Annotated in this window: 24 protein-coding genes; 18 read left to right on the top strand and 6 right to left on the bottom strand. The window is 40.3% G+C overall.

The genetic code is table 11. The annotated features are described in order from the left end of the window. Positions 1 to 26: 26 nt before the first annotated feature. From ACQKEZ_RS08635 to ACQKEZ_RS08620, 4 genes are all read left to right on the top strand, one after another. Entirely contained in the window at positions 27 to 296 is a 270-nt protein-coding gene (locus tag ACQKEZ_RS08635; RefSeq protein WP_427299892.1) for a hypothetical protein, read from the top strand. Between the two features lie 60 nt (positions 297 to 356). Continuing rightward, positions 357 to 752, top strand: coding sequence for an SMI1/KNR4 family protein (locus ACQKEZ_RS08630; RefSeq protein WP_427299890.1), 396 nt, complete (start codon positions 357 to 359; stop codon positions 750 to 752). A 324-nt stretch (positions 753 to 1,076) separates the two neighbouring features. Continuing rightward, complete coding sequence (locus tag ACQKEZ_RS08625; protein WP_427299888.1) at positions 1,077 to 1,931, top strand: lipoate--protein ligase family protein; 855 nt, start codon at positions 1,077 to 1,079, stop codon at positions 1,929 to 1,931. A 106-nt stretch (positions 1,932 to 2,037) separates the two neighbouring features. Continuing rightward, entirely contained in the window at positions 2,038 to 4,314 is a 2,277-nt protein-coding gene (locus ACQKEZ_RS08620; protein ID WP_427299886.1) for a glycosyltransferase, read from the top strand. Between the two features lie 280 nt (positions 4,315 to 4,594). Here the strand turns inward: ACQKEZ_RS08620 and ACQKEZ_RS08615 are convergent, their stop codons facing one another. Continuing rightward, complete coding sequence (locus tag ACQKEZ_RS08615; protein WP_427299885.1) at positions 4,595 to 5,428, bottom strand: hypothetical protein; 834 nt, start codon at positions 5,426 to 5,428, stop codon at positions 4,595 to 4,597. A 126-nt stretch (positions 5,429 to 5,554) separates the two neighbouring features. Between ACQKEZ_RS08615 and ACQKEZ_RS08610 the strand changes: the two genes are divergently transcribed. After that, a complete protein-coding gene (locus ACQKEZ_RS08610; RefSeq protein ID WP_427299884.1) occupies positions 5,555 to 5,788 on the top strand; it encodes a DUF5970 family protein in 234 nt (77 codons plus the stop codon). Positions 5,789 to 5,823: 35 nt separating this feature from the next. Here ACQKEZ_RS08610 and ACQKEZ_RS08605 read toward each other — a convergent pair whose 3' ends face one another. Continuing rightward, entirely contained in the window at positions 5,824 to 6,627 is an 804-nt protein-coding gene (locus ACQKEZ_RS08605; RefSeq protein WP_427299883.1) for an RsfA family transcriptional regulator, read from the bottom strand. A 237-nt stretch (positions 6,628 to 6,864) separates the two neighbouring features. Between ACQKEZ_RS08605 and ACQKEZ_RS08600 the strand changes: the two genes are divergently transcribed. The 4 genes from ACQKEZ_RS08600 to ACQKEZ_RS08585 all read left to right on the top strand — a co-directional run bounded on the left by ACQKEZ_RS08600 (position 6,865) and on the right by ACQKEZ_RS08585 (position 10,129). After that, the gene (locus tag ACQKEZ_RS08600; protein WP_003215259.1) at positions 6,865 to 7,086 is read left to right on the top strand and encodes a DUF1450 domain-containing protein; all 222 of its coding nucleotides are present in this window, start codon (positions 6,865 to 6,867) and stop codon (positions 7,084 to 7,086) included. 172 nt (positions 7,087 to 7,258) lie between these two features. Continuing rightward, positions 7,259 to 8,560, top strand: coding sequence for an HD domain-containing protein (locus tag ACQKEZ_RS08595; RefSeq protein ID WP_427299882.1), 1,302 nt, complete (start codon positions 7,259 to 7,261; stop codon positions 8,558 to 8,560). A gap of 30 nt (positions 8,561 to 8,590) precedes the next feature. Further along, positions 8,591 to 9,091, top strand: coding sequence for a YwgA family protein (locus tag ACQKEZ_RS08590; RefSeq protein WP_427299881.1), 501 nt, complete (start codon positions 8,591 to 8,593; stop codon positions 9,089 to 9,091). 228 nt (positions 9,092 to 9,319) lie between these two features. Beyond that, positions 9,320 to 10,129 (top strand): zinc-dependent metalloprotease, encoded by an 810-nt coding sequence (locus ACQKEZ_RS08585; protein WP_427299880.1) that lies wholly within the window; start codon positions 9,320 to 9,322, stop codon positions 10,127 to 10,129. Between the two features lie 57 nt (positions 10,130 to 10,186). On the opposite strand, the gene ACQKEZ_RS08580 is transcribed toward ACQKEZ_RS08585, so the two are convergent. Beyond that, complete coding sequence (locus tag ACQKEZ_RS08580; protein ID WP_427299879.1) at positions 10,187 to 10,372, bottom strand: 2-hydroxymuconate tautomerase; 186 nt, start codon at positions 10,370 to 10,372, stop codon at positions 10,187 to 10,189. 107 nt (positions 10,373 to 10,479) lie between these two features. On the opposite strand from ACQKEZ_RS08580, the gene ACQKEZ_RS08575 reads away from it, so the two are divergent. After that, the gene (locus tag ACQKEZ_RS08575) at positions 10,480 to 11,136 is read left to right on the top strand and encodes a site-2 protease family protein (RefSeq protein ID WP_427299878.1); all 657 of its coding nucleotides are present in this window, start codon (positions 10,480 to 10,482) and stop codon (positions 11,134 to 11,136) included. A 12-nt stretch (positions 11,137 to 11,148) separates the two neighbouring features. Further along, positions 11,149 to 11,673, top strand: coding sequence for a YwhD family protein (locus ACQKEZ_RS08570; RefSeq protein WP_427299877.1), 525 nt, complete (start codon positions 11,149 to 11,151; stop codon positions 11,671 to 11,673). A 128-nt stretch (positions 11,674 to 11,801) separates the two neighbouring features. Here the strand turns inward: ACQKEZ_RS08570 and ACQKEZ_RS08565 are convergent, their stop codons facing one another. Further along, a complete protein-coding gene (locus ACQKEZ_RS08565; protein ID WP_427299876.1) occupies positions 11,802 to 13,862 on the bottom strand; it encodes a transglycosylase domain-containing protein in 2,061 nt (686 codons plus the stop codon). Positions 13,863 to 14,097: 235 nt separating this feature from the next. Here ACQKEZ_RS08565 and speE point away from each other — a divergent pair, with 235 nt between their 5' ends. From speE to argS, 4 genes are all read left to right on the top strand, one after another. Then, the gene (gene speE / locus ACQKEZ_RS08560; protein WP_427299875.1) at positions 14,098 to 14,928 is read left to right on the top strand and encodes a spermidine synthase; all 831 of its coding nucleotides are present in this window, start codon (positions 14,098 to 14,100) and stop codon (positions 14,926 to 14,928) included. 70 nt (positions 14,929 to 14,998) lie between these two features. Further along, the gene (speB, locus tag ACQKEZ_RS08555; RefSeq protein ID WP_427299874.1) at positions 14,999 to 15,871 is read left to right on the top strand and encodes an agmatinase; all 873 of its coding nucleotides are present in this window, start codon (positions 14,999 to 15,001) and stop codon (positions 15,869 to 15,871) included. Between the two features lie 237 nt (positions 15,872 to 16,108). After that, positions 16,109 to 16,531 carry a DUF1934 domain-containing protein gene (locus ACQKEZ_RS08550; protein ID WP_427299873.1) on the top strand — a complete coding sequence of 141 codons (423 nt, stop codon included), beginning with the start codon at positions 16,109 to 16,111 and terminating at the stop codon, positions 16,529 to 16,531. Next, positions 16,528 to 18,201 (top strand): arginine--tRNA ligase, encoded by a 1,674-nt coding sequence (gene argS, locus ACQKEZ_RS08545; protein ID WP_427299872.1) that lies wholly within the window; start codon positions 16,528 to 16,530, stop codon positions 18,199 to 18,201. Before ACQKEZ_RS08550 ends, argS begins: the two co-directional genes overlap by 4 nt. Positions 18,202 to 18,310: 109 nt before the next feature. Here argS and ACQKEZ_RS08540 read toward each other — a convergent pair whose 3' ends face one another. Then, positions 18,311 to 19,279 (bottom strand): S66 family peptidase, encoded by a 969-nt coding sequence (locus tag ACQKEZ_RS08540; RefSeq protein WP_427299871.1) that lies wholly within the window; start codon positions 19,277 to 19,279, stop codon positions 18,311 to 18,313. Positions 19,280 to 19,436: 157 nt separating this feature from the next. Between ACQKEZ_RS08540 and cls the strand changes: the two genes are divergently transcribed. The 3 genes from cls to ACQKEZ_RS08525 all read left to right on the top strand — a co-directional run bounded on the left by cls (position 19,437) and on the right by ACQKEZ_RS08525 (position 23,138). After that, positions 19,437 to 20,939 carry a cardiolipin synthase gene (gene cls, locus ACQKEZ_RS08535; RefSeq protein ID WP_427299870.1) on the top strand — a complete coding sequence of 501 codons (1,503 nt, stop codon included), beginning with the start codon at positions 19,437 to 19,439 and terminating at the stop codon, positions 20,937 to 20,939. A 111-nt stretch (positions 20,940 to 21,050) separates the two neighbouring features. Continuing rightward, positions 21,051 to 22,766, top strand: a complete 1,716-nt coding sequence (locus ACQKEZ_RS08530; RefSeq protein WP_427299869.1) for an ABC transporter ATP-binding protein — start codon at positions 21,051 to 21,053, stop codon at positions 22,764 to 22,766. Positions 22,767 to 22,886: 120 nt separating this feature from the next. Further along, entirely contained in the window at positions 22,887 to 23,138 is a 252-nt protein-coding gene (locus ACQKEZ_RS08525) for a hypothetical protein (RefSeq protein WP_427300532.1), read from the top strand. Here ACQKEZ_RS08525 and ACQKEZ_RS08520 read toward each other — a convergent pair. Further along, positions 23,130 to 23,354, bottom strand: coding sequence for a general stress protein (locus ACQKEZ_RS08520; RefSeq protein ID WP_427299868.1), 225 nt, complete (start codon positions 23,352 to 23,354; stop codon positions 23,130 to 23,132). The genes ACQKEZ_RS08525 and ACQKEZ_RS08520 overlap by 9 nt on opposite strands. Positions 23,355 to 23,436: the final 82 nt, after the last annotated feature.

The raw sequence follows: 23,436 nt of genomic DNA, 5'->3' as shown, positions 1-23,436 counted from the left end.
ATGCGGAAATACAGAAAGGAATGCGTATGGATCATAAAAAACACAAAAACAAAAAAGTATCGAATTGGTTATTAAGTATCAGTATTCTTCTTGTGATTGGCACATCTTTTATGAGTGGGATTTATCCACCCGATGCTAATTATCGAGGTTTACCCATTGATTGGTTAGTCCTGCATTCTCATCATGGTTTTGAATTTCTATGGTTAGGCTTTTTACTCGATGTGTTCATTTTCTATTTCATTTTAAAGGTGTTCATTCGGATGTATAAAAGGGTCATAAAAAAATTAGGCGCTTGATGATAAGCTCTGTATTGAGATGCTTACATCATATCTCGTCCATTTAGGAGGCTCCCGTAAATGATCAATTTACCCAGAATCCCAAACCTGCTCATCAACCATCCGGCAAGTGACATAAACATTAAAAAGGCAGAAGCCGAACTGAACATGGTTTTGCCTCATGCCTATACAGCCTTACTGAAACAGATAAATGGGTTTTCTATTGATGGTGAGCTGCTTATATACGGTACTGAGGATATTGTAGAACGTAATGAAACGTGGGAAGTCCATGATTATGCAAACGGCTATGTGGAGATTGGTGATGATGGCGGCGGGCAAGTATTTCTCATGCGGCAGGCTGAAGAAGAGAAAAAAGTGTGGATCGTGGATGCTGGTGTAATAGACCCTCAGCATGTGGAGATGATGACCCTAGACTTGATAAAATGGGTAAGTGATGGCTGTATCATAGAAGTGTAATCCATAAAGGAGATGATCAAAATGCCTTGGAACACGTTGATCACTGTCGGTCTCATTGTTGTGATACCTGTAGTCTTGATCGTCGCAGTAAGTTACATAATGAAAAATAAAAACAAGAAGACCGAATCATCCAGCTAAAAGCTCTGTGACACCCATTGTCTTAGAGTCTTTTCTTTTAATTAACCAAAAAATATCTTTTTACTCTAAACGCAAATCGAAAGCACTACCTAAAGGGACGCACATCACTTGTTTTTCAATGAATTTATCCCTTGTTCCTCCCATGTTATAATAAACACAGTTTATGAACGAGAGGATATGCAGGAGATGAAAAATGAACCTATTGATTTACTGACGCAGCCGAAGTGGCGAATTATTGACCAGTCAAGTCTTGGTCCTTATTTTGATGCGAAGCAATCCTTTGCAATCGATGATACGCTTTGTGCGGCGGTTGGAAAAGGGCTGGCACCAGCGACGGCGCGTTCTTGGGTGCATCATGATACGATTGTACTCGGTATTCAGGATACAAGGCTTCCTTTCCTGCGCGATGGGGTGCGTTTACTTGAACAAGAGGGCTATCGTGTGATTGTTCGGAATTCGGGTGGACTTGCGGTCGTGCTAGATGATGGTGTGTTGAATGTGTCTTTAATTTTTGAAGAACAGAAAAAAGGCATCGACATTGACCGTGGATATGATGCGATGGTTGCGCTTGTAAAGCGAATGCTCGCTTCCTATCAGGTTGACATTGAGGCTTATGAAATTGTCGGCTCATATTGTCCAGGAAGTTACGATTTAAGTATCGGTGGGAAAAAATTTGCAGGTATTTCACAGCGTAGGCTACGTGGCGGTGTTGCTGTTCAAATCTATTTGTGTGCAGATGGAAGCGGCAGGGAGCGAGCTAATTTGATTCGTCGTTTTTATGAAGCGGCATTAAAGGATAAGCGTCAAGATGTGAAGGCAACATTTCCTGATATTCAGCCTGATACGATGGCATCTTTATCAGAATTAGTTGGTGAGCCGATTGATTGTATGCTTCTCATGCGTCTTTTACTCGAAGAGCTTCAGAAGCTTAGTGAACAGCTGACGGCTTCAGGTCTAACGGCAGGGGAGCAGCTGGAATTTGAGAAAAACATGACACGTATGATTGAGCGCAATGAGAAGGTATTTGATGCATTTAGTTAAAAGGAGAATTTTCTCCTTTTTTTGCATTTGAATAGGCGAAAAGAACTAAATGATATATGATGGTTTCATTATTTCTTCATAAAAAGAGAAAGAAGGGAAAATTTTATTGTCATTATTCATCACGTACTACCCCTTAGTTATGCTCGCTCTTTTATGTATATTGTATGGTATACATCGTATTCAACTAGTATCCACCGCTGTTAAAAAAATCATCATTGTCCTTTGTGTGACAACAAATGTTGTATATATCAGCTGGCGTCTCCTGTTTACATTGCCGCATGAAGGAGCATTCAATATTGTCTTAGGCATCCTTTTGGTTGCTTGTGAATGTATCGGATTTTTGCAACTGTTCGTTTTTTATACACTCGTTTGGAAGCCTTCGAAGCGAAAAGCAATCAAGATGAGTGAGTTAGACAGGCTTCCCACGATTGATATTTTCATAGCTACATATAATGAGCCACTTGAGGTGCTGAAACGGACTATTGCAGGTTGTGTGAACCTCTCCTATCCAAAAGAACGCATCCACATTTATTTATGTGATGATGGAAAGCGTCAGTCTGTGGAACAGCTTGCCCGTGATTTTGACGTTCATTACCTAACAAGATCAGATAATAGCTTTGCCAAGGCGGGTAATTTAAATCATGCGATGTCTCAAACGAATGGGGAGCTCATTCTCACACTTGATGCAGATATGGTGCCGCTTCCTTCCTTTTTAGAAAAAACGGTTCCTTATTTTAAAGATGAAGCAACTGCATTTGTTCAGGTCCCACAGGCGTTTTATAATGAAGATCCCTTTCAATACAATATGTTCTCTAAGGATCGTATTCCAAATGAACAGGATTTCTTTATGCAAACACTGCAATCAGGCAAGGATCGATTTAATGCCGTCATGTATGTAGGGAGTAACACTGTATTTAGAAGAGCCGCCCTAGATGAAATCGGTGGGTTTGCTACAGGTGTGATTACAGAAGACATGGCGACTGGAATGCTACTCCAAGGAAAGTTCAAATCCGTGTCTGTTGGAGAAGTGTTAGCTGTCGGTCTGGCACCTGAAAGTTGGATTGATTTGTTGAGGCAGCGAGATCGGTGGTCGAGAGGAAATATTCAATGTGCCCGTAAGTTCAATCCTTTGAAGGTTCATGGCTTAACGGTGATGCAAAGAGTTCTTTATTTAGATGGTATTGTCTATTGGTTTAACGGTTTGTTTAAAATGATTTATATCCTAACACCGATCTTGTTTTTACTGTTTGGTATCCAAAGCTTTTGGGCAGATTTTAAGTCGATTTTCTTGTTTTGGCTACCTGCTTTCTTTAGCTCTTATCTAGCATTTAAGCTTGTGTCCAATCAAAAAAGAAGTATGTTCTGGAGTCATATTTATGAAACATCGATGGCATTTCACTTGGCTGGTGCGGCTCTAAGTGAGCTGTTTTTGAAGAAGCGAATTGAATTTCTTGTCACACCGAAGGGAATTCAAACGGACAAAAGGCATTTTCATTTGAAAACGATGATCCCTCATTTGATCTTCTTGTTGCTCTCATTGCTTGTCCTTGTGAAAACAGGGTACGACGTTAAGATAAAAGGTACAATGAGTGCTGACCTTACAATGATCAATATTTTTTGGGTGCTTTATAACGGTGCAGGTCTATTGATGGCAATGCTTGTTGCGTTTGACCGTCCGCGTTATCGAAAATCAGAACGATTTATCATTGAAAAAGAAGGGCACCTTCGTTCCGATCATCAAGATCATAATATTCCTTGTTTTCTCTTAGATATGAGTGATTCAGGTGCACGTCTATCCGTTCCGCTGGATCAGGCTCCTCATCTCTATCAAGGACAAACTCAATTATTCTTTTCAAAGGATGAAGGTGTTGCGTGTGACCTGGTCTGGAGCTACCCAGAGGGAGACCAGCTTTTGATCGGTGTCTCCTTTAATCAAACACACAAAGCAGAGTATTTATCGCTTATTCGTTTCTTATTCACACGAGAACATGTGGCGATGACAAATCGTGAGGAAAAATCATTTGCTGTTCGGACGTTGTTTCGCTTTTTAAGGGAAACGGAGAAAATGCCAATGGCTCTGCGACGCAAATTGATGAGAAGACCATTACAAGATGTAACAGGCACGCTAACCTATGAAGGACGATTAGAAGAGAAGACGGCGATTATCATACATGATATCAGTTTGTCTGGGTGCAGAATGGAGACCGCTGCTTCAATTGAATTAAATGAAAAAGTGATGATCACAATCGACACAGAATCTGTATCTAATCAACCAGCGATTGCCGTTTGGACATCACGTAAACGAGGCCGTACCATAGCTGGACTGAAGTTTGTTCAACCTGTACCAGAGCAAATAGAAGAAAGAGAGGGAACGGTATCTTGAAATCAAAAAACGGTGGTTATCTTTATGATGCGCAGATATAAATGAGAATCTTCTTAAATAGACATTTTGTATGAAATGATTTATGAGGGTTACATTATTGCGTTATGAAAAGAAAGTACTCAGCTTGTTAATGAAATTTAATTAAATGGTGCAGACTGTTAATATTATTAGTAGTTTATTTGATAGAATGGTAAAGAGGAAATTTGATTGATTTTTATACAATTTTAATTAGAATAGATCGACAAAATGATTAAAATCATTTTGTCGATCTTATATATTATTATTTTAATTCGACTCTATATACGATATAAATAGTAGGGTCAATTGTATATGTACCCGGTTGATAAAATGTACTAGCAGAAATTCGGAAAGCGAACCTCTGTTTAACAGGGATCCATGCGCCGTTTGGATAACCTGCAGGAAACAATGTGAAATTTGGGTACGTTGTATTAAACCAAGTCATATTGGAATCAGGACGTATGCTTCGTTTTAAGGTGTATAAGCTTAACAAGTTACGACCACTATCCGGTCCATCAGTTCGAACTTCTGTTATATAGCTATGATCAGGGATAGAAATTTCATTAGTTAAATCAAAATATTGTATTGAACTTGTTTTGTTGAACGACGTAATAGACGTTCTATTGAGTGATATCTTTTTTTCTATATCAAATGGATACAAAACTGGAGTACCTGCTGCAACATTTAATTCATAAGGAAATTGATTTTTATTATCATTAGAAGATTTTATCGAAATAAAGTAATTTCCAACTGTATCTGTTGGAAATTCAACTTGAGCTACTCCTTCATCGTTTAACGTATTTCTGCCTATGCCCGTTCTCTGTGTAATGATTTCACCATTTGGACTAGTAATTTTTACATCGAATGTTTTAGAAGAACGCAGTGTTAGTTTTTCGGTAGAGTTCATTCCTAGAGAGACTTTGTATAGTCGACTGTCGTGTTCATCTACTATAGTTGTCTTAACTTCTGTTGCGTTTCTAAAACCTTTATGCCTTTCTAATTCAATTGCTTGATTAGTCTCATCTGTTGCTTGTGCCGTAAAAGTGCCATTACTTAATAAGATAATGGTAGCTAGGCAAAATATAAATTTTCTCAATGAAAACAGCTCCTTAAAAATTATATCCTATATATCGACATTTATTACAAAAAATTAATATTATTTAGACATAAGACTATACATTTATTGAATATCGACAAATAAAAAAAGTGAGGTGTAGGTATCTTGAAATCAAAAAACGGCAGTTACCTCTATTTACTTTGGCTCCCCGTGATCATGGGAGTCGGCTACGGCATTTCGCTTTTAGTGCCGTTTCTTCAGCCTGTGCTCACACTTGGCATCGCAGGTCTTTATATTTTTATCTTTGGTGATATTCAGGTGAGACAGGTAAAGTATATATTTATGTTCGTTTTTCTGATCAATGTGCTATTTAGTCTTATCCTGTTTTTGGACATTTAAAAAAGTGCTTCCCGCTGATGGGGAGCACTTTTTTGTTATTCAGCCATTTTCTCTAGGTTGCCGTTTCGGTCCATTTTAAATGTTGGAGCGGCAGTGTCGTCATCTTCAAATAAAACTAGTTTTCTTGCACGATTCATGATCTTTACGAGTGTTTCGTAATCTTCTTGAATAGTGAGCTGATCTTTTTCTAGTTTTGCGACCTCTTCTTCAAGCTTTGTCACTTTATGAGAAAGCTCGCTATTTTCGCGTTTTAAGCGATTGTTTTCCATTCGAAGGGCAGTGGATTGCTGTCCATCTCCTTCATAGCGGCGGAGGAAATGAATGACATCTTCAATTGTCATTCCTTGTTTTTGTTCAGGCTGACGTGCTTGCGACGTTTTCTCCATCGTCATTTGTGAAGCTTGTGACAATAAATGTGATAAACTAGCTAACTCTTCATTATAGCTATGATCCACAAATTGAAGTTGTTCAGCTGTTTCAGTTGCCGGTGCGAAGGATTCATTTTGCACTGCTTCCTGCGTGGTTGTGACAGGCTCACTGGCGATGGTCTCATCTATTTTCGGCTGATACAGCAAGCGTTTTTTTGCAGGCTGTCCGTTGCCAAGCGCACGCATGCGCTGTTTGCGTTGTTTTTTTGCAAGCGCCAATGCTTTTTCATATTGATGTCTCACGACAGCATTCCATCTGAAACCGCAAGCCGCTGATGTGCGGTTGAGTTTATCGCCTACTTCTTCAAATGCATTGAGTTGTGTGCTGCCTTCTCTGACATGACGTAAAACCGTCTCTGCCAAGAGCAAGTCATCTTCCTCTGACCAAGCATCTTGTCTTTGTTTTGACATGTTTGAAACCCCCATATGATTTGATGGTATTAGATTAGCCAAGTTAAAGCAGGTTTATACAAGTTTGCTAAAAGAATAGTGGGAAATACTAGCTTTTTACGAGAAGAATTCTAGTGATGGTGCGTCTTGCAAGTGATGTCGCTTCGATGTACAATGTTTGATGGTATATTATTAACGATTGTTGTCCAACTGTTTCATATAGAATGAAGTTTCATAATTGAAAGGAAGCGTAAGACCATGGCTAATGAGTTTCGCGTATGTGACGATTGTGATGCGACGAATCTAAAAACGCTGTTGCCTCGATTGAAATCAGTAGATCCTGATGCGAAAATTGAGATCGGCTGTCAATCGTATTGCGGACCGGGGCGAAAAAAAGCGTTTGCGTTTGTCAATAATCGCCCATTATCAGCACCAACAGAAGATGAATTGTTAGAAAAGGTTCAAAAAAAAGTCAAATAAATTTCACTGAACATTTTGCGGTGATGCGAAAAGAAAGGTCCGTCCGCAGGAGGTCGGGCTTTTTCTGTGCGATGCTTCTACTAGAACACTATCTCCAGCAAATTCAAGGATGTTTTCGGGAGAAATTACCCGATATAATAAAAACACGTCTTAAAAAAAGAGGGACGAAACGATGGCGTATCCAAAAGGGAAATTATCCGAAGAAAAGGTATTTAAAGATCCTGTGCATCGCTATGTTCACGTACGGGATGCATTAATATGGGATTTAATAGGAACGAGAGAATTTCAGCGCCTAAGACGTATTAAGCAGCTAGGAACAACTTATTTGACGTTTCATGGAGCTGAACACAGCCGTTTTAACCATTCGCTCGGTGTCTACGAGATTGTGAGGCGAATTGTGGATGATGTCTTTAAAGGTCGTCCTGAATGGGATGAAGAGGAGCGAGACCTTGTTTTGAGTGCTGCTTTGCTTCATGATCTGGGGCATGGTCCGTTCTCACATTCATTTGAAAAGGTCTTTCATTTAGATCATGAAATGTTTACGAGAGATATAATCCTTGGACAGACGGAAGTAAATGAAGTGCTGAGTCGAGTGAGTGAAGATTTCCCAAAGCATGTGGCTGAAGTGATTGCAAAAACGTATCAAAATAAGCAAGTGGTCAGCTTAATTTCAAGTCAAATAGATGCGGACAGGATGGACTATTTACAGCGTGATGCCTACTACACAGGTGTCAGCTATGGTCATTTTGATATGGAGCGTATTTTGCGTGTGATGCGTCCACGTGAGGATCAAATTGTGATCAAGCAAAGCGGGATGCATGCGGTAGAGGATTACATTATGAGCCGTTATCAAATGTATTGGCAGGTGTACTTTCATCCTGTTACGCGAAGTGCAGAGGTCATTTTAACAAAAATCCTTCACAGGGCAAAAGAATTACATGAAACAGGTTATGTGTTTACACATGCTCCTGTCCATTTTTACTCCATCTTTGAAGGGCATGTCACCACCGAAGATTATATTAAGTTAGATGAATCGATTGTATTGTTTTATTTTCAGGCGTGGGAGGATGAAGAAGACAAGATTTTGTCTGATTTATGCCGCCGTTTTATGAACCGCCGTTTATTCCAATATACAGAGTTTAATCCGAACGAAGAGATGACAAAGTTTTTCAAATTGACAGCCTTGTTTAAGGAGGCTGGTATTGCCCCTGACTACTATTTAGTGGTCGATTCCTCTTCAGATTTGCCTTATGATTTTTATCGACCAGGAGAAGAAGAGGAACGGTTACCTATCCACTTGTTGACACAGAGCGGTCATATTAAAGAATTATCGCGACAGTCAGACATTGTAGACGCCATTTCCGGTAAACGAAGAACCGATCACAAACTTTATTTCCCGATGGACTTAATTGTAGATATGTCGGAAAAAGCTGAAGAAAAGAAGGCAATCATGAAATTGCTTGGACTGGGATAAGGAAGTACAGATAAAGGAGATGTCGGGAATTTGTTGAAAGAACATGCAAAGCTGATGAGGGTATTCTCAGAATCAGGAGAAATCGTTGGACGGAAGAAGCTGCAAAAGATGATCTACATAGCAAAAAAGTTGAATATGCCTTTTTATGAGAAATATGATTTCCACTTTTATGGTCCGTATTCAGAGGAGCTTACACTACGGATTGAGGAGTTATGTAATCTTGGATTTTTGGAAGAGATGAAAGAGAAAAAGGGCGGTTATTATCAATATCGTTATTCACTGACAGACAATGGAAAGGAATTTCTCGATCAGTTTGAGGTGGACATGCCTGATGTGAAGCCAGTCGTGCAACAGATGAATGAACAGTCTTCCCGTTTTTTAGAGCTTGTCTCTACCATTTTATATTTTGACGATCTCCCGCAGGATGAAGTGAAGGAGAAAGTCTTTACCATTAAAAGCAAGCAACGCTATACGGACGATGAATTTGAGGCGGCACTTGCGTACATTGTCAGTTTAAAAGAGCTATGCTGATATGCTTAAAAGGCCTGAGGAATTCGGGCCTTTTTGTTTTTTTCTATGAACCATATAGAAAGACCTAGTTTACTAGAAAGTTTACTCCGGAATTTCAAAAAAACAGTAATTATGACATAATTGGACTTTTTTTTCGTGTATCCATTTCCCTGTTTTTCGCTGAATAGAAGGAAAATAGAGAATTTTCACTGAATAATGACTTTGTTAACAATTAAAGGAGGAATGGGTATGAAGAAACGTTCAGTCTTTTTGTCATTTTTATTGGTAGGTAGTTTGTTACCGGGAATTGGTTCCGCCGCACCAATTTCAGGACTAGGGAACGGGCATGATCACGATCATGGTCCTTTTGAAACTTTCATTGATGGTGATCTGCCAAAAGCGCCAGATTTTAAGGATCTAACGACTGCTCCATCCATTGAGCGTGATGTTACGACCAAAATTTTAGATGAATCAGGAAAACAGATTGGATCACGAACGTTTAAGGCGAATACGGGGGATTCTATCTCAACAAAAGCAAACACAGGTAGTCAAAAGGTAAGTGTATATGCAGTGGCAGATGCGCAGTATCGTGCGAAGTATAGTGATTGGCAAACGAGAATTGTCAATATCATTGAGCAAGCGGATGTGACGTTTAACCGTGACTACGACATCGACTTTGTCGTACAGGCAGTCGGTTCTTGGACATCGTCTGGTTCGAACGCTTCGCAAATCTTGCAAAGTCTTCAAAGAAACTTTGATGGAAGAGGCTATAAATTTGTCACAGGATTTACAGCAAATCCGAACTTTGATGCAGGTGGAATTGCATATGTGTACGGGAATAAGCCTAACGGTAGTGCATTCAGTGTAAACCTTGATCAAGGGACAGCAAATACTGCAAAAGCAGCCACTCATGAATATGGGCATAACTTCGGTTTAAATCATGATCCTCAGGGGAGTGGGATCGTTTGTTTGATGAACTATGACTATTCTTACACGGTTGATTACTTTGATTCTGCTCATAGCAATCAGATTAATCGAAATAAAGTTTGGTACAGATAAGTAAAATAAATAGATCAAGGACAAACAACTATATGAGATGTTTGTCCTTTTGTATGCTTATAAGTCACTAATGCGTTTGCCTGCTACTGCGTAGTGTTCTTTTTTCATTTCTTCAATAATGACAGAAACTTTTTCTACGCCTGCGCCTGTTGTTTCCACAACCGCTTCCGTCACTTTTTCAACAAGTGCTCTTTTTTGCTCATCTGTTCTTCCTTCAAGCATTTGTACTGTCACAATCGGCATTTCCTAGAACCTCCTTTGATGATCACGCTCTCCCTTTAGTTTAAGGGACTTCTTATAGTATACTGAATGAAGTAAACCATTGTATAGAAAGAAAGAGGGATTCATCTTTGGACCAGTTTCTTGTTTATCCATTAGAATATATTCCATATGTCGCCATTACGCTCATGATTGCTTTCACGATGCATGAGCTTGCACATGCGTATGTTGCCTATCGGTTTGGGGATCCTACCGCCAAAAATCAAGGGAGGCTCACCTTAAATCCGTTCAAGCACCTTGATGTGTTTGGTACGCTATTGATTTTTGTTGCTGGGTTTGGTTGGGCAAAACCTGTGCCTATCAATCGTTTTCATTTTAAAAAGCCTCGATTAGCAGGAATTTGTGTGTCCATTGCTGGCCCGCTTAGCAACTTGCTGCTGGCGTTTATCGGCTTTTTTGTGTATGTGCTTCTTCAAAAGTTTGGTGGAGAATGGCTTGTCCGCTTTGAGCCGGGGATAGATCGATTTTTTCTGATGTTTATTAATTTGAACCTGATCTTGTTTTTGTTTAATTTATTACCGCTCCCGCCACTAGATGGATACCGGATTATTGAGGATGTTGTTAGTCCAAAGATGCGTTCAAAGATGACGCAATTTGAACAGTATGGGATCATTATTTTCCTTATCTTGGTGATTACACCACTTGGTCGATTTATTTTTGATCCGCTTATCAGTGGAAGAAATCAAATCATCGTTTGGTTTAACGAAATTTTCAAGCCGTTGCTGTAGGAGGTCAAAAGAATGGAAGAGAAAAAGAAAAAGCCAATTGGTTTTAACATTATCAAAAAAACAGATGCAACAGATGGTCACGGCGGCTTCGGTGCAGGTGCACTAAGCCTTGACAACATTTCTCCTGTCATAATAGATGTAGAGGAGAAAGAGGCTGTTATTGATATTGGTGCAATGCATGCGAGAAGTGCTGTTGAAAAGGGAATTAAATTTTTGAAAACGAAAGAAGAGGTGCCGAATGGCAAGCCATATTGGCTCGTTTGGGTGACCATTGATCGAAGAGAACAAGGACCTTATTATGCAGGTGTGACGGCTTGTGAAATGATGGTAGACCGTTCGATTCGTCGTGGCTATAAGTCGCTTCCTGAGCATGTGAATTTAATGGATAAATCAATGAAACGACATATTGTGGTTGATCATATGGATGATCCATCGAAGAAAGTGCTTGCTGATTTCTTGAGAAATCATAATGAGGCGCTTTGGGAGGCATCAACAGAGGAATTAAAAAACAGTCTAGCAACAGATGAACAATTGTGAATTTTTTGTGAAAAATGGTGAAAGATACACCATTTCGTTTCACTTTTGAGTAAACTGATTGTAAAGCTAGGACATGGAGAATCCCGAGACATGATTGCCTCGGGGTTTTTCATGTCTTTTTTTAATTTTTACCGATGTAACCACTTTTCCCACCATTTCTTTGGTCCCTGTGCAGGTGGTGGTTCTTGTTCTGACGTGTCACCTTCCGTTCCATAGCAAACACCTGTCGGCTCAGTTCCTTCTATGAAATAGGTGAAAACCTTTGATTCACACCCTGGACCAGCAATTTCGCCCGTTTTAGGGTTGATATAGATGCCTTTTACACCATCAGGAGGCATAAAGGATGAAACAGGCTGTTCTTCAAGTGCTTCTTCCATAAAATTCGCCCATATTTTTTTTGCATAGGCAGTTTCTTCAACAGAATCAATTGTCCGATCTTTGTCATAGCCCGTCCAAACCCCCGCAACTAAATGTGGAGAAAACCCAATCATCCAGCTATCTGCACCTGTGGTGCCTGACTTTCCAGCGTACGTACGAGAGAGGTCTTTGATAATGGTCCGCCCCGTCACACTTGTATAACCATTTAATTGCTCGTTGAACATGCCTGTCATCATCTGTGAAGTGACAAATGCGGTTTTTTCATCGAGCACCTGCTGTGTTTTTTTGTCCTGTTCGTATAATACATTTCCTTTCGCATCGGTCACTTTTTGTATAAAGGTTGGCTTAACGTCATGTCCACCATTTGCGAGCCTACCATAGGCACCCGTCATTTCGAGCGGTTTAACTGGTGACGTCCCTAGTGCAAGGGACGGGACAGCATCGAGCTTGGACTGAATGCCAAATGCCTTGCCGACATGAACAAGCTGTTCTATACCTAGAAATAAATGGGTTTTCACTGCATAAATGTTATCTGACAATGCAATAGCTTGCAGCATTGTAATCCCGCCATTCGCATAATAACCGTGGTAATTGCTCGGAGAATATGTGCCGCCATATTCATCAGTGTCGAAGACAGTTTCTTCACTTTGCATAACGGTTGCTGGTGTAAAGCCATTTTGAATCGCCGCATAATAAAGTAGCGGCTTCAGTGTTGAACCAGGCTGTCTTTGTGCTTGTGTGACCCGATTGAATGGACTCTTCTCATAATCTTTTCCGCCGACAAGTGCGAGAACATGTCCCGTTTTCGGATGAATGGCCGTAAAGCCAACTTGGATATCTGACGCCGATTTGATCGTCTTTTTGATTGTCTCTTCAGCGATACGTTGGAGTCTTGGATCAAGGGTCGTTTGGATATGAAGCCCGTATGTTTCGATCTGTTCATCTGTTAGACGTAATGTCTGCTTTAACTCCCGAATCACATCATCATAAAAATAAGGTGCTTGTTTTGCATGTAACTGTTTTTGAATGGGGCGATAGGTCAGCTTTTCCTGTTTGGCAGCAGTTGCTTCTTTTTTTGAGAGCATACCTTGTTCCTTCATCAGATGTAGGATCATATTTTTTCGCGCATTTGCTTTTTCTTCATTGACGTAAGGAGAATAAAGAGAAGGTCCTTTTGGAATACCGGCGAGCATGGCTGCTTCTGCAATAGAAAGCTGACTTGCTTTTTTTCCGAAATAAAGGCGTGAGGCGGCTTCAATACCATAAGCGCCATGTCCATAGTAAATTGTGTTTAAGTAACCTTCTAAAATCTCATTCTTCGTATAGCTTTGTTCCAATCGAATGGTATAAAAGGCTTCGTTCCATTTTCGTTTCCATGTTTTGTCGTGGTCTAAATAAAGATTCCTTGCATATTGCTGGGTGATTGTACTAGCGCCTTGTACCTTTGCCATCGCACGAATATCGGCAATCGCGGCACCTGCCATTCGCTTCATATCAAAGCCATGATGGTGATAAAATGTTTTGTCTTCTACAGCAATGGATGCTCGCTGTAAATGTGGGGCGATTTTCTTCAAAGGAACCCAATAACGTTTTTCACCGAAATTGGTTTCTCCAAGCTTTGACCCATCGGCTGCATAAATCGTTGTAGATTGGGGAACTTGTACAGAGGGGGCACCTTGCCATTTGGCTAGTAGAATGACTGTTAAAAAGATCGTACCGGCAAATAGAAAGGCGAGCATGCCAATAAAAAAGCAAGCCCTTATCGTTTTCATGGTCATGCGGATTCTTTTATTACTCGTGATTGTGTCCATGCGAATGCCCCCAATTTGACGGTTTTTTACCAGTATGTGAAAAAGAAAAACGTTTTAAACAACCGAATGGCTAGAATACTGGGAAAATGAAGGCAAGCTATTGCTGACCTTTACAATTTGAAGTGAATCCACTATACTTTTTTCTTGGACAAACGATATGTCACTAATGATTGAAGAGCCGATGAAGGCTAGAAAATAGATGATTTATCATCATAGGATGAGAGGAAGATGAACAATGAGCGAACTTTGGTATACAGAGAAGCAGACGAAAAATTTTGGAATTACGCTTAAGGTGAAGAAAACACTACACACAGAGCAAACAGACTTTCAATATCTTGAGATGGTCGAAACAGAAGAGTTCGGGAATATGCTATTTTTAGATGGAATGGTGATGACATCAGAGAAAGATGAATTTGTATACCACGAGATGGTTGCCCATGTTCCTCTTTTCACTCATCCCAACCCAGAGAACGTACTTGTTGTTGGTGGCGGAGACGGTGGAGTGATTCGTGAAATCTTAAAGCACCCAAGCGTGAAGAAGGCAACACTTGTTGACATTGATGGAAAAGTCATCGAGTATTCTAAAAAATTTCTCCCATCTATTGCAGGGAAACTTGATGACCCACGTGTGGACGTGCAAGTAGGCGATGGCTTCATGCATATTGCAGAAGCTGATAACGAATATGATGTTATCATGGTTGATTCGACTGAACCAGTTGGACCGGCTGTCAACCTGTTTACAAAAGGGTTTTATGCAGGAATTTCAAAAGCATTAAAAGAAGACGGAATTTTTGTCGCTCAAACAGACAATCCTTGGTTTACACCAGAACTCATTACGAATGTACAACGGGATGTAAAGGAAATCTTCCCGATCACTAAGCTGTATATTGCAAACATCCCAACATACCCAAGTGGTCTATGGACTTTTACAATCGGTTCGAAAAAATATGACCCACTTGCAGTTGAAGATAGTCGTTTCTTTGATATTGAGACGAAGTATTACACGAAAGAATTGCACAAAGCGGCATTTGTTTTACCGAAATTCGTGAGTGACTTAGTGAAATAAACATAGAGGGAATGAAATGCGCAAACGTTTAATTTTGCGCATTTTTTGAAGCGTAAAAGGAGGAATCTTGATGAGATTTGATGAAGCCTATTCAGGAAAAGTGTTTATTGGAAGCAGTCAGACGTGGGAAGACGCAAAGGTCATTTTATATGGTATGCCAATGGATTGGACGGTCAGCTACCGCCCAGGCTCTCGTTTCGGTCCGAACCGAATTCGTGAAGTATCAATCGGACTTGAAGAGTACAGTCCTTATCTTGATCGTGAACTGCATGAAGTGTCGTTCTTTGATGCAGGCGACATACCTCTTCCATTTGGCAATGCGCAAAAAAGTCTTGATTTAATAGAAGAGTATGTTGACAGTATTTTAGAAAAGGGCAAATTTCCGTTTGGAATGGGTGGAGAACACCTTGTTTCATGGCCGGTATTTCGCGCGATGCATAAGAAATATCCTGACTTAGCTATTATCCATATGGATGCACATACAGATTTACGGGTTGAATATGAAGGAGAACCACTTTCACATTCAACACCGATTCGTAAAGTAGCAGATCTCATTGGACCAGAAAATGTCTATTCATTTGGCATTCGTTCAGGAATGAAGGAAGAATTTGAATGGGCAAAAGAGGCTGGTATGCACATTTCTAAATTTGAAGTGCTTGAGCCATTAAAAGAAGTTTTACCGAAGCTAAAAGGACGTCCTGTCTACGTGACAATTGATATTGATGTTCTTGATCCAGCGCATGCGCCGGGTACTGGAACAGTAGATGCAGGCGGGATTACTTCAAAAGAATTGCTTGCCTCAATCCATGCCATCGCAGGATCTGATGTGCAGGTAGTAGGTGCTGATTTAGTGGAAGTAGCACCCGTTTATGATCATTCCGATCAAACAGCGAACACAGCGAGCAAGCTCATTCGTGAAATGCTGCTAGGGTTTGTAAAATAAGGTAAGATGAAAAAGCTTGTCATCAAACTTTCTTCTAGAAAGGCGCGGTGAACAGGCTTTTTTTATACGTTATGTATCATCATTGAGATCCTTTTTTTACCTTATATATTTCTAGTGGATCACTAGGGAGAAATACCCGTTTAACTTCAAGTAAGTTTAGAAATGATGATATGATAGGTTGATGTGAATATGATATAATACTTTAGTTAAACGGGTCTTAGCAAAGGAAGTGCAAAATTGACACAAAACCAGATTTCAATTCATGTAAAGTCTGTGATTAAGCCAGAGGCTGAAGCGGCGGAGACGATAGAATTTCATACGACAGGTACTTATCAGCAAAAGAATGAAAAAACGTATCTGACTTATCACGAAGAACATGAAATGGGTAAAGTGAAAACAGTGGTAAAATTGAGTGAAACAGAAATCTTTGTCATGAGATCAGGTGCTATTCAAATGAAACAACGTTTTTTATCTGGAGAAACGACGGAGACCCATTATCAAATGCCGTTCGGGACACTTCAGCTTGAGGTGCACACTCATGAGATTGAACTCGATTTAGAAAAAGGATTGCTTCACATTTCGTACGATATGCTGACAGGTGAAAATCAGAAGCATTTACATACACTTTCAATTTCATATAAGGAGGATTTACGTTCATGAATATTGCAGAACAAGTCAAAGATGCGTTAAAGGAAGAGATTATTGCCGCAGTCGTCAAGGCAGGACTTGCCGAAGAAAGCCAGGTGCCTGATGTCTTGCTAGAAGTACCGAAGGAGAAGGCACACGGTGATTATTCTACCAATATGGCGATGCAGCTTGCTCGAATTGCGAAGAAAGCACCTCGTCAAATTGCAGAAGACATTGTGGCTTCCTTTGATAAAGGGAAAGCATCTATTGAAAAGCTTGATATTGCTGGTCCAGGTTTTATTAACTTTTATATGAACAATCAATATTTAACAAAACTGATCCCGGCTGTACTTGAAGCAAAAGACGCATATGGAGAAACAAATACAGGGGGCGGTCAAAAGATCCAGGTAGAGTTTGTTTCTGCAAACCCAACAGGAGACCTTCACCTTGGACATGCGCGTGGAGCGGCTGTTGGTGATTCTCTTTGCAACATTCTTGACAAAGCAGGCTATGACGTCAGCCGTGAATATTATATCAATGATGCTGGAAACCAAATGAATAATTTGGCGCTTTCTGTAGAGGCTCGCTACTTCGAGGCACTCGGTCTTGAAAAGGAAATGCCAGAAGATGGCTACAGAGGAGAAGATATTAAAGGGATCGGACAAAAGCTGGCTGATGAGTTCGGTGATCGTTTCGTTCATGAGAATGAAGAAGAGCGTATGATGTTCTTCCGTGAGTACGGTTTAAAATATGAATTAGAAAAACTGCGTGTAGACCTTGAGAATTTCCGTGTGCCATACGACGTTTGGTATTCTGAAACATCCATCTATGAAAATGGTAAGATCGCTCCTGCTCTTGAAACGCTTCGTGAAAAAGGCTATATCTTTGAAGCTGAAGGTGCGACTTGGCTCCGATCTACGGATTTCGGTGATGATAAAGATCGGGTGTTGATTAAAAAGGATGGTAGCTTTACGTACTTGCTTCCAGATATCGCTTACCACAAAGATAAGCTGGACAGAGGCTTCGATCAGCTTATTAACATTTGGGGAGCAGACCATCATGGGTATATCCCTCGGATGAAAGCGGCTATTCAAGCCCTTGGTTATCCTGCGGAAATACTAGAGGTTGAGATTATTCAGCTCGTTCACCTTTACAAAAACGGTGAAAAGATGAAAATGAGTAAGCGTACAGGTAAAGCTGTAACCATGCGTGATCTGATTGAAGAAGTGGGCTTAGATGCCACTCGTTACTTCTTTGCTATGAGAAGTGCAGCGACACATATGGATTTTGATTTGGATCTTGCCATTTCAACGTCAAACGAAAACCCAGTGTACTACGCTCAATATGCTCATGCGAGAATTTGCAGTATGCTTCGCCAAGGAGAAGAAAAAGGCTATCAGCCTGACCTTGAAAAGGCGGACCTTTCTCAAATTCAATCAGAAAAAGAATATGATCTACTCAAAATCATTGGTAGCTTCCCAGAAGTGGTGGCAGAGGCAGCTGAAAAACGTATTCCACACCGTGTGACTAATTATATTTATGACTTAGCATCTGCTCTTCATAGCTTTTACAATGCTGAGAAGGTCATCGACTTAGAGAATGAAACAAAAACAATTGCGCGCCTGACATTAATGAAGGCAACACAAATTACATTATCCAATGCACTGAAGCTTATCGGTGTATCCGCTCCAGAAAAGATGTAAACAAGCAAAAAGATCCGCCTCATGCGCGGATCTTTTTTTGATGTATCCAATTAAAAAACAGCCGTCAAGGTCATTATTCAAGCATGTTAATGCAGGGTGCTTTTCGTCTTTATTTACTAATGGTCATCTGTATTTGTTTTTCTTTGCTACATAACTTTACCTTTCCGCCAATCGGAAAAGTCAGTACCGGCTGTGTATGTCCGAAGTCTACATCGTATATGACTGGAATGGTTTTGAGGATGGGATGCTTATCTAAGATGAAGCGTAGGTGTTCGTCAGTCATGTTAGATTTCTTTTGAAAGCGCCCAATGACTAATCCGTTCAATGTTTCCGCATGCTGAAGGATAGATGTGAGGTCTCTGGCGAACATTTCAGGAAACACCAATTCATCATCCTCTACAAATAAAACTGTATCCTTTAGAGAAGGCATGTAGGGTGTACCTTGTAGCAAATTCAACGTACATAGATTGCCGCCATACAACATCCCTTCAGCTTGTCCTTCTTGGTATACTTTCCATTCTGTTTGATAAAATTGGCGATTCACTTGATCCAGATACCAAGCGTCATCACTCCATTTGATAGAAGGACTCAGTTCAAAAGATTTGCCGTTCATAATGCAGGCTTGAAACATTGCTGTTTGTTCCTCCTGCATTTGCTCCATGTGAAAGCTAGAAAAGTGCGGTCCTGAATATGTCACAAAATCACATTTTGCTGTAATGGCATTGGCGAGTGCAGTAATATCGCTATAGCCACAGAACACTTTTGGATGCAGACGAATCATCTCAAAATCAATATATGGCAAGAGCTCATTGCTATTAAAACCACCGATTGCTGTTAGAATCCCATCTACTTGATGATCTGAAAATGCAGCATGCAAATCGGCGATTCGGTGTTCAACAGATGATGATGAATGGAGATCACATTCAAATGCATACTCTCCAAATGATACGTGCAGTCCTAATTCTTCTAAATGTTTTTTCGCCTGCGTGATTCCTTTCTCTGATAAAATACTTGCACTCCGACTAGGGGCGATGATTCGAATATGATCACCCCTTTTTAATGGCTCCGGTATACGCATAAAAAACGCCTTCCTTTCAACAACATGTTTCTCCATTATAAAGGATCAAATCCATCCAGTCTGTAAAAGCTAGAAGGAAGCAGAATCGGAAGTGTTTGATAGAAATTGTCCAAAGGGTATAGAGAAGGAAAGACAAAAATAAATGAGGCGGGTCGATGTGAAAAAGAGGAGACTGGAGTTTTTATTTTTATATTTCATGATATTTGGAGCTTACGCTGTATTCTGGATGTCAGTTCCAAAGCTTGCAGTGTATGTGTATTTTGTCAGCTATATTGCCATTATATTGTTTAGTATCTTATCGCTCATGCTAGAAAACCGTACATCCCAGCATACGTTGCTATGGATGTATGTACTGATCTTCTTCCCGATCATCGGTTATATGTTCTATTTGTTTTCAGGGCAGCTTTATGTCAAAGGTCACCTATTCAAATCTAAAAGAATGTACAATCGAGAGAAATTACGCAGAATTTCTGAGTTGGAAGATACGCCGGATGAATCACGTTTAACAGAGCATCAGCGAACCTTCTTTCATTATTCAGAAAAAGCGACAGGCATGCATGTGAATACCAATAGTGAGATTGAGATCTTGAAGAATGGGCAAGAAACCTTCCCGCGAATTTTTGAAGAGCTGAAGAAAGCAGAAACATTTATTCATATCGAGTATTACATGTTTAAATCAGATTTCCTTGGACATCGAATGATGGAGATTTTAATTGAGAAGGTGAAGCAGGGGGTAGAAGTGCGATTCATTTATGATGCGGCAGGCAGTATCCGTTTTTCACGAAAGGATATTAAACGCTTAAAGCAGGCAGGGATCAAGGTGGCTCCATTTTTACCGATCAAGTATGGCTTTTTTAATCAAAAATTCAATTTCCGTAATCATCGCAAAATCGTTGTCATTGATGGCAAAACAGGCTTTGTCGGTGGATTAAATGTCGGAAAGGAATATGTAGGTCGTGATGAACGGATCGGATTTTGGAGAGATACGCACGTGATGCTCAGAGGAGAGGTCGTTCAAACCCTGCATTCCATCTTTATGCTTGATTGGGAATATGTATCGGATGAGGTCTTAATAGATGAGCCGGTCTATCATACCCCTCACCCCGTAACTGGAGATGACGTATTACAGGTCGTCCCGACTGGCCCTGATATGAAAGAGAGCATGAGTGACTTATATGATGCCATGATCTCAAGTGCAAGGCGGTTTATTTGGATTGCTACACCCTATTTTGTTCCAAATGAATCAATTCGAACGGCTCTAAAGGTTGCGGCAACAAGAGGGGTAGATGTACGTGTCATGGTTCCAGAAATCAATGACGGCTTCCTTACGCAATATGCGACTCGTTCGTACTTTCCAGAGCTATTAAAAGAAGGGATTAAAGTGTATCACTATCAAAAAGGCTTTATGCATCAAAAGGTGATGATCGCTGACGGTGAACTCGCTTCTGTTGGTACAGCGAATGTTGATATGCGGAGCTTCCAACTGAATTTTGAAGTGAATGTCTTTTTGACAGCTAAGGAACCGATTGAGCAACTGATGGCGCATTATGAAGAGGATATGAAGGAAAGTGACCAGATCAGACCGGTTCATTTTTATAAAAGAGGCTGGAAGGAGCGGATAAAAGAGTCGTTCGCTCGGCTGTTTTCGGGCGTTTTGTGATGAAACTTGAACAAGAAATGTCTTCCTAATCTAGTATTTTCATGTTGATTCCACTATAATATAAATGAAAATCATTATCAATGACAACGGAAGAAATGAGGTACATCACATATGTTGAAACGCTTTTTCGCCTATTACAGGCCGTATCGCGGTCTGTTTTTCCTGGATTTCTTTTGTGCCATTGCTGTAGGGCTGATGGAACTAGGATTTCCACTGATTGTGAACTATTTTATTGATACTTTATTACCAACAGGCAATTGGACCATTATTGGATGGACAGCGCTTGGGCTTCTCATTGTTTATGCATTTAGCTCCATCATGCAGTTCATCGTTTCATATTGGGGGCACATGCTAGGAATCAATATTGAAACCGATATGAGGAAAAAGCTTTTTGATCATTTTCAAAAGCTTTCTTTCAAATTTTTTGATAACAACAAAACAGGGAAGCTCATGTCACGTATGACGAACGATCTAATGTATATCGGAGAGGTTGCTCACCACGGTCCAGAGGACTTATTTATTGCCATTATGACCATTATTGGCGCCTTTGTTGTCATGCTATTTATCAATTGGCAACTCGCGGTTTTAACCTTCCTCATTATGCCGATCATCATTTGGCTTGCGCTTTACTTTAATAAAAAAATGACAACGGCGATTACTCAGTTAAACAACGATATTGGAGACTTCAATGCAAGGGTCGAAAATAACATTGGCGGAATTCGTCTCGTTCAAGCCTTTGCTAACGAGAATTTTGAAAAGAAGCGTTTTGCTGAAAATAATAACCGTTTTCGTAAAGCGAAACTACTTTCCTATAAAATTATGTCAGTGAATGGATCGATCAGTTATATTTTGACACGTCTTGTCACATTATTTGTTCTTGTGGCGGGGACTTGGTTTGTGTTACAAGGGCAGCTAAGTGCCGGTGGTTTTATCGCTTTCGTCTTACTAACCAATGTGTTGTTCAGACCAATTGATAAGATCAATACAGTGATTGAGATGTATCCAAAAGGAATTGCTGGATTTAAAAGCTATGTCAATTTATTAGATACAGAACCAGATGTAAAGGATGCACCAGATGCTCGTGATGTTGAGGATCTGAAAGGGGAAATTGAGTATCACAATGTCACCTTTGGCTATGATGAGCATAGCAAGGTGCTCCGCAATATCAATTTGAGCATTCGCCAAGGAGAAACAATTGCTTTTGTGGGGCCATCAGGTGCTGGGAAATCCACAATTTGTAGCCTTCTCCCTCGATTTTATGAGATTGAATCAGGCGAAATCACGATTGATGGAATCAATACAAAATCAATGACATTGTCTTCACTCAGACAGCAAATTGGCATTGTTCAGCAGGATGTCTTTTTGTTCTCAGGCACGATTCGTGAAAATATTGCGTACGGGAACTTAGAGGCAAGTGAGGCAGACATTTGGGGTGCGGTTCGTCGTTCGCACTTAGAAGAGCTGGTCAGCAGGTTCCCAGAAGGTCTTGATACAGTCATTGGAGAACGAGGTGTGAAGCTGTCAGGCGGACAAAAGCAACGCCTGTCGATTGCTCGCATGTTTTTAAAGAACCCGTCGATCTTAATTTTGGATGAAGCGACGTCTGCACTTGATACAGAGACAGAAATGGCTATTCAGGATGCGTTAAACGAGCTGGCAGTTGGTCGTACAACTCTTGTGATTGCACATAGGCTTGCAACGATTAAAAATGCCGATCGTATTATTGTGGTGACAGAAGACGGCATCGAAGAGCAAGGTCATCATCAAGAATTAATTCAAATGGGTGGTGTGTATAGCAGGCTACATCAAGCCCAGTTTGGTCAATAAAACGAGAAAAAATCCTTTTAAATAAGGACTTTATGGCATTTGGGGAAGTCCCTTTCATGTCGTGTATTCAAAGCAGAGACATCCTTTTTATAGGGTAATGTATGAAAATAGCATTTTTCCATTCTGTTAGGCAAGCATGAATTGTTTGATGATGAAGGAACTGGCAGGAAGCCACACGACATTTTAACAGAGGTTCTTGGCTACACAAACATACCGATCATTGCCGATTTTGATTGTGCCCATACGCTTCCGATGCTGACGATGCCAATTGGCAAGACTGTCAAGATAGATGCAGAAAGAAAACAAGTATGGCTAACCGAATCAACAGAAAAACAGAGCAGTCACCGTGACTGCTCTGTTTGTTTATGCTAGGTTCTCGCCTTCAAAGGATCGAAGGAGATATTTTGCTTTATTTCCTTCCACCACAATTAAATAATCAGATTCATGATGGGTTAACCGGAATGCTTCAAGCTCAAGAATGTTTTTGACTCTGCACATTGTTTTTTTGGAATATACATATAACTGATGCTTTGCACGGTGGCATTTATCGTAAAGGGAAATGAGTCTGTGTGAGTAGATTTGTGACATCTCATGATCCTCCAACTTAAAACTTTAGTACAATCGTTTCTTACCCTTATTCGTTTCACTGTAAACCTCATATGGCATGCTT

It is taken from the genome of Bacillus sp. NPDC077027 (genome assembly GCF_050269555.1).
Lineage (GTDB): Bacteria > Bacillota > Bacilli > Bacillales > Bacillaceae > Bacillus.
Note: the sequence above shows the minus strand (reverse complement) of the source record. Positions and strands in the feature narration are given on the sequence as shown.

Excerpts from the sequence above, each read along its gene's own strand:
- ACQKEZ_RS08635 (WP_427299892.1), top strand. The coding sequence starts at position 27 with ATGGATCATAAAAAACACAAAAACAAAAAAGTATCGAATTGGTTATTA.
- ACQKEZ_RS08630 (WP_427299890.1), top strand. The coding sequence starts at position 357 with ATGATCAATTTACCCAGAATCCCAAACCTGCTCATCAACCATCCGGCA.
- ACQKEZ_RS08625 (WP_427299888.1), top strand. The coding sequence starts at position 1,077 with ATGAAAAATGAACCTATTGATTTACTGACGCAGCCGAAGTGGCGAATT.
- ACQKEZ_RS08605 (WP_427299883.1), bottom strand. The coding sequence starts at position 6,627 with ATGTCAAAACAAAGACAAGATGCTTGGTCAGAGGAAGATGACTTGCTC.
- ACQKEZ_RS08600 (WP_003215259.1), top strand. The coding sequence starts at position 6,865 with ATGGCTAATGAGTTTCGCGTATGTGACGATTGTGATGCGACGAATCTA.
- ACQKEZ_RS08595 (WP_427299882.1), top strand. The coding sequence starts at position 7,259 with ATGGCGTATCCAAAAGGGAAATTATCCGAAGAAAAGGTATTTAAAGAT.
- ACQKEZ_RS08585 (WP_427299880.1), top strand. The coding sequence starts at position 9,320 with ATGAAGAAACGTTCAGTCTTTTTGTCATTTTTATTGGTAGGTAGTTTG.
- ACQKEZ_RS08580 (WP_427299879.1), bottom strand. The coding sequence starts at position 10,372 with ATGCCGATTGTGACAGTACAAATGCTTGAAGGAAGAACAGATGAGCAA.
- ACQKEZ_RS08570 (WP_427299877.1), top strand. The coding sequence starts at position 11,149 with ATGGAAGAGAAAAAGAAAAAGCCAATTGGTTTTAACATTATCAAAAAA.
- ACQKEZ_RS08565 (WP_427299876.1), bottom strand. The coding sequence starts at position 13,862 with ATGGACACAATCACGAGTAATAAAAGAATCCGCATGACCATGAAAACG.
- speE (WP_427299875.1), top strand. The coding sequence starts at position 14,098 with ATGAGCGAACTTTGGTATACAGAGAAGCAGACGAAAAATTTTGGAATT.
- speB (WP_427299874.1), top strand. The coding sequence starts at position 14,999 with ATGAGATTTGATGAAGCCTATTCAGGAAAAGTGTTTATTGGAAGCAGT.
- argS (WP_427299872.1), top strand. The coding sequence starts at position 16,528 with ATGAATATTGCAGAACAAGTCAAAGATGCGTTAAAGGAAGAGATTATT.
- ACQKEZ_RS08540 (WP_427299871.1), bottom strand. The coding sequence starts at position 19,279 with ATGCGTATACCGGAGCCATTAAAAAGGGGTGATCATATTCGAATCATC.
- ACQKEZ_RS08530 (WP_427299869.1), top strand. The coding sequence starts at position 21,051 with ATGTTGAAACGCTTTTTCGCCTATTACAGGCCGTATCGCGGTCTGTTT.
- ACQKEZ_RS08520 (WP_427299868.1), bottom strand. The coding sequence starts at position 23,354 with ATGTCACAAATCTACTCACACAGACTCATTTCCCTTTACGATAAATGC.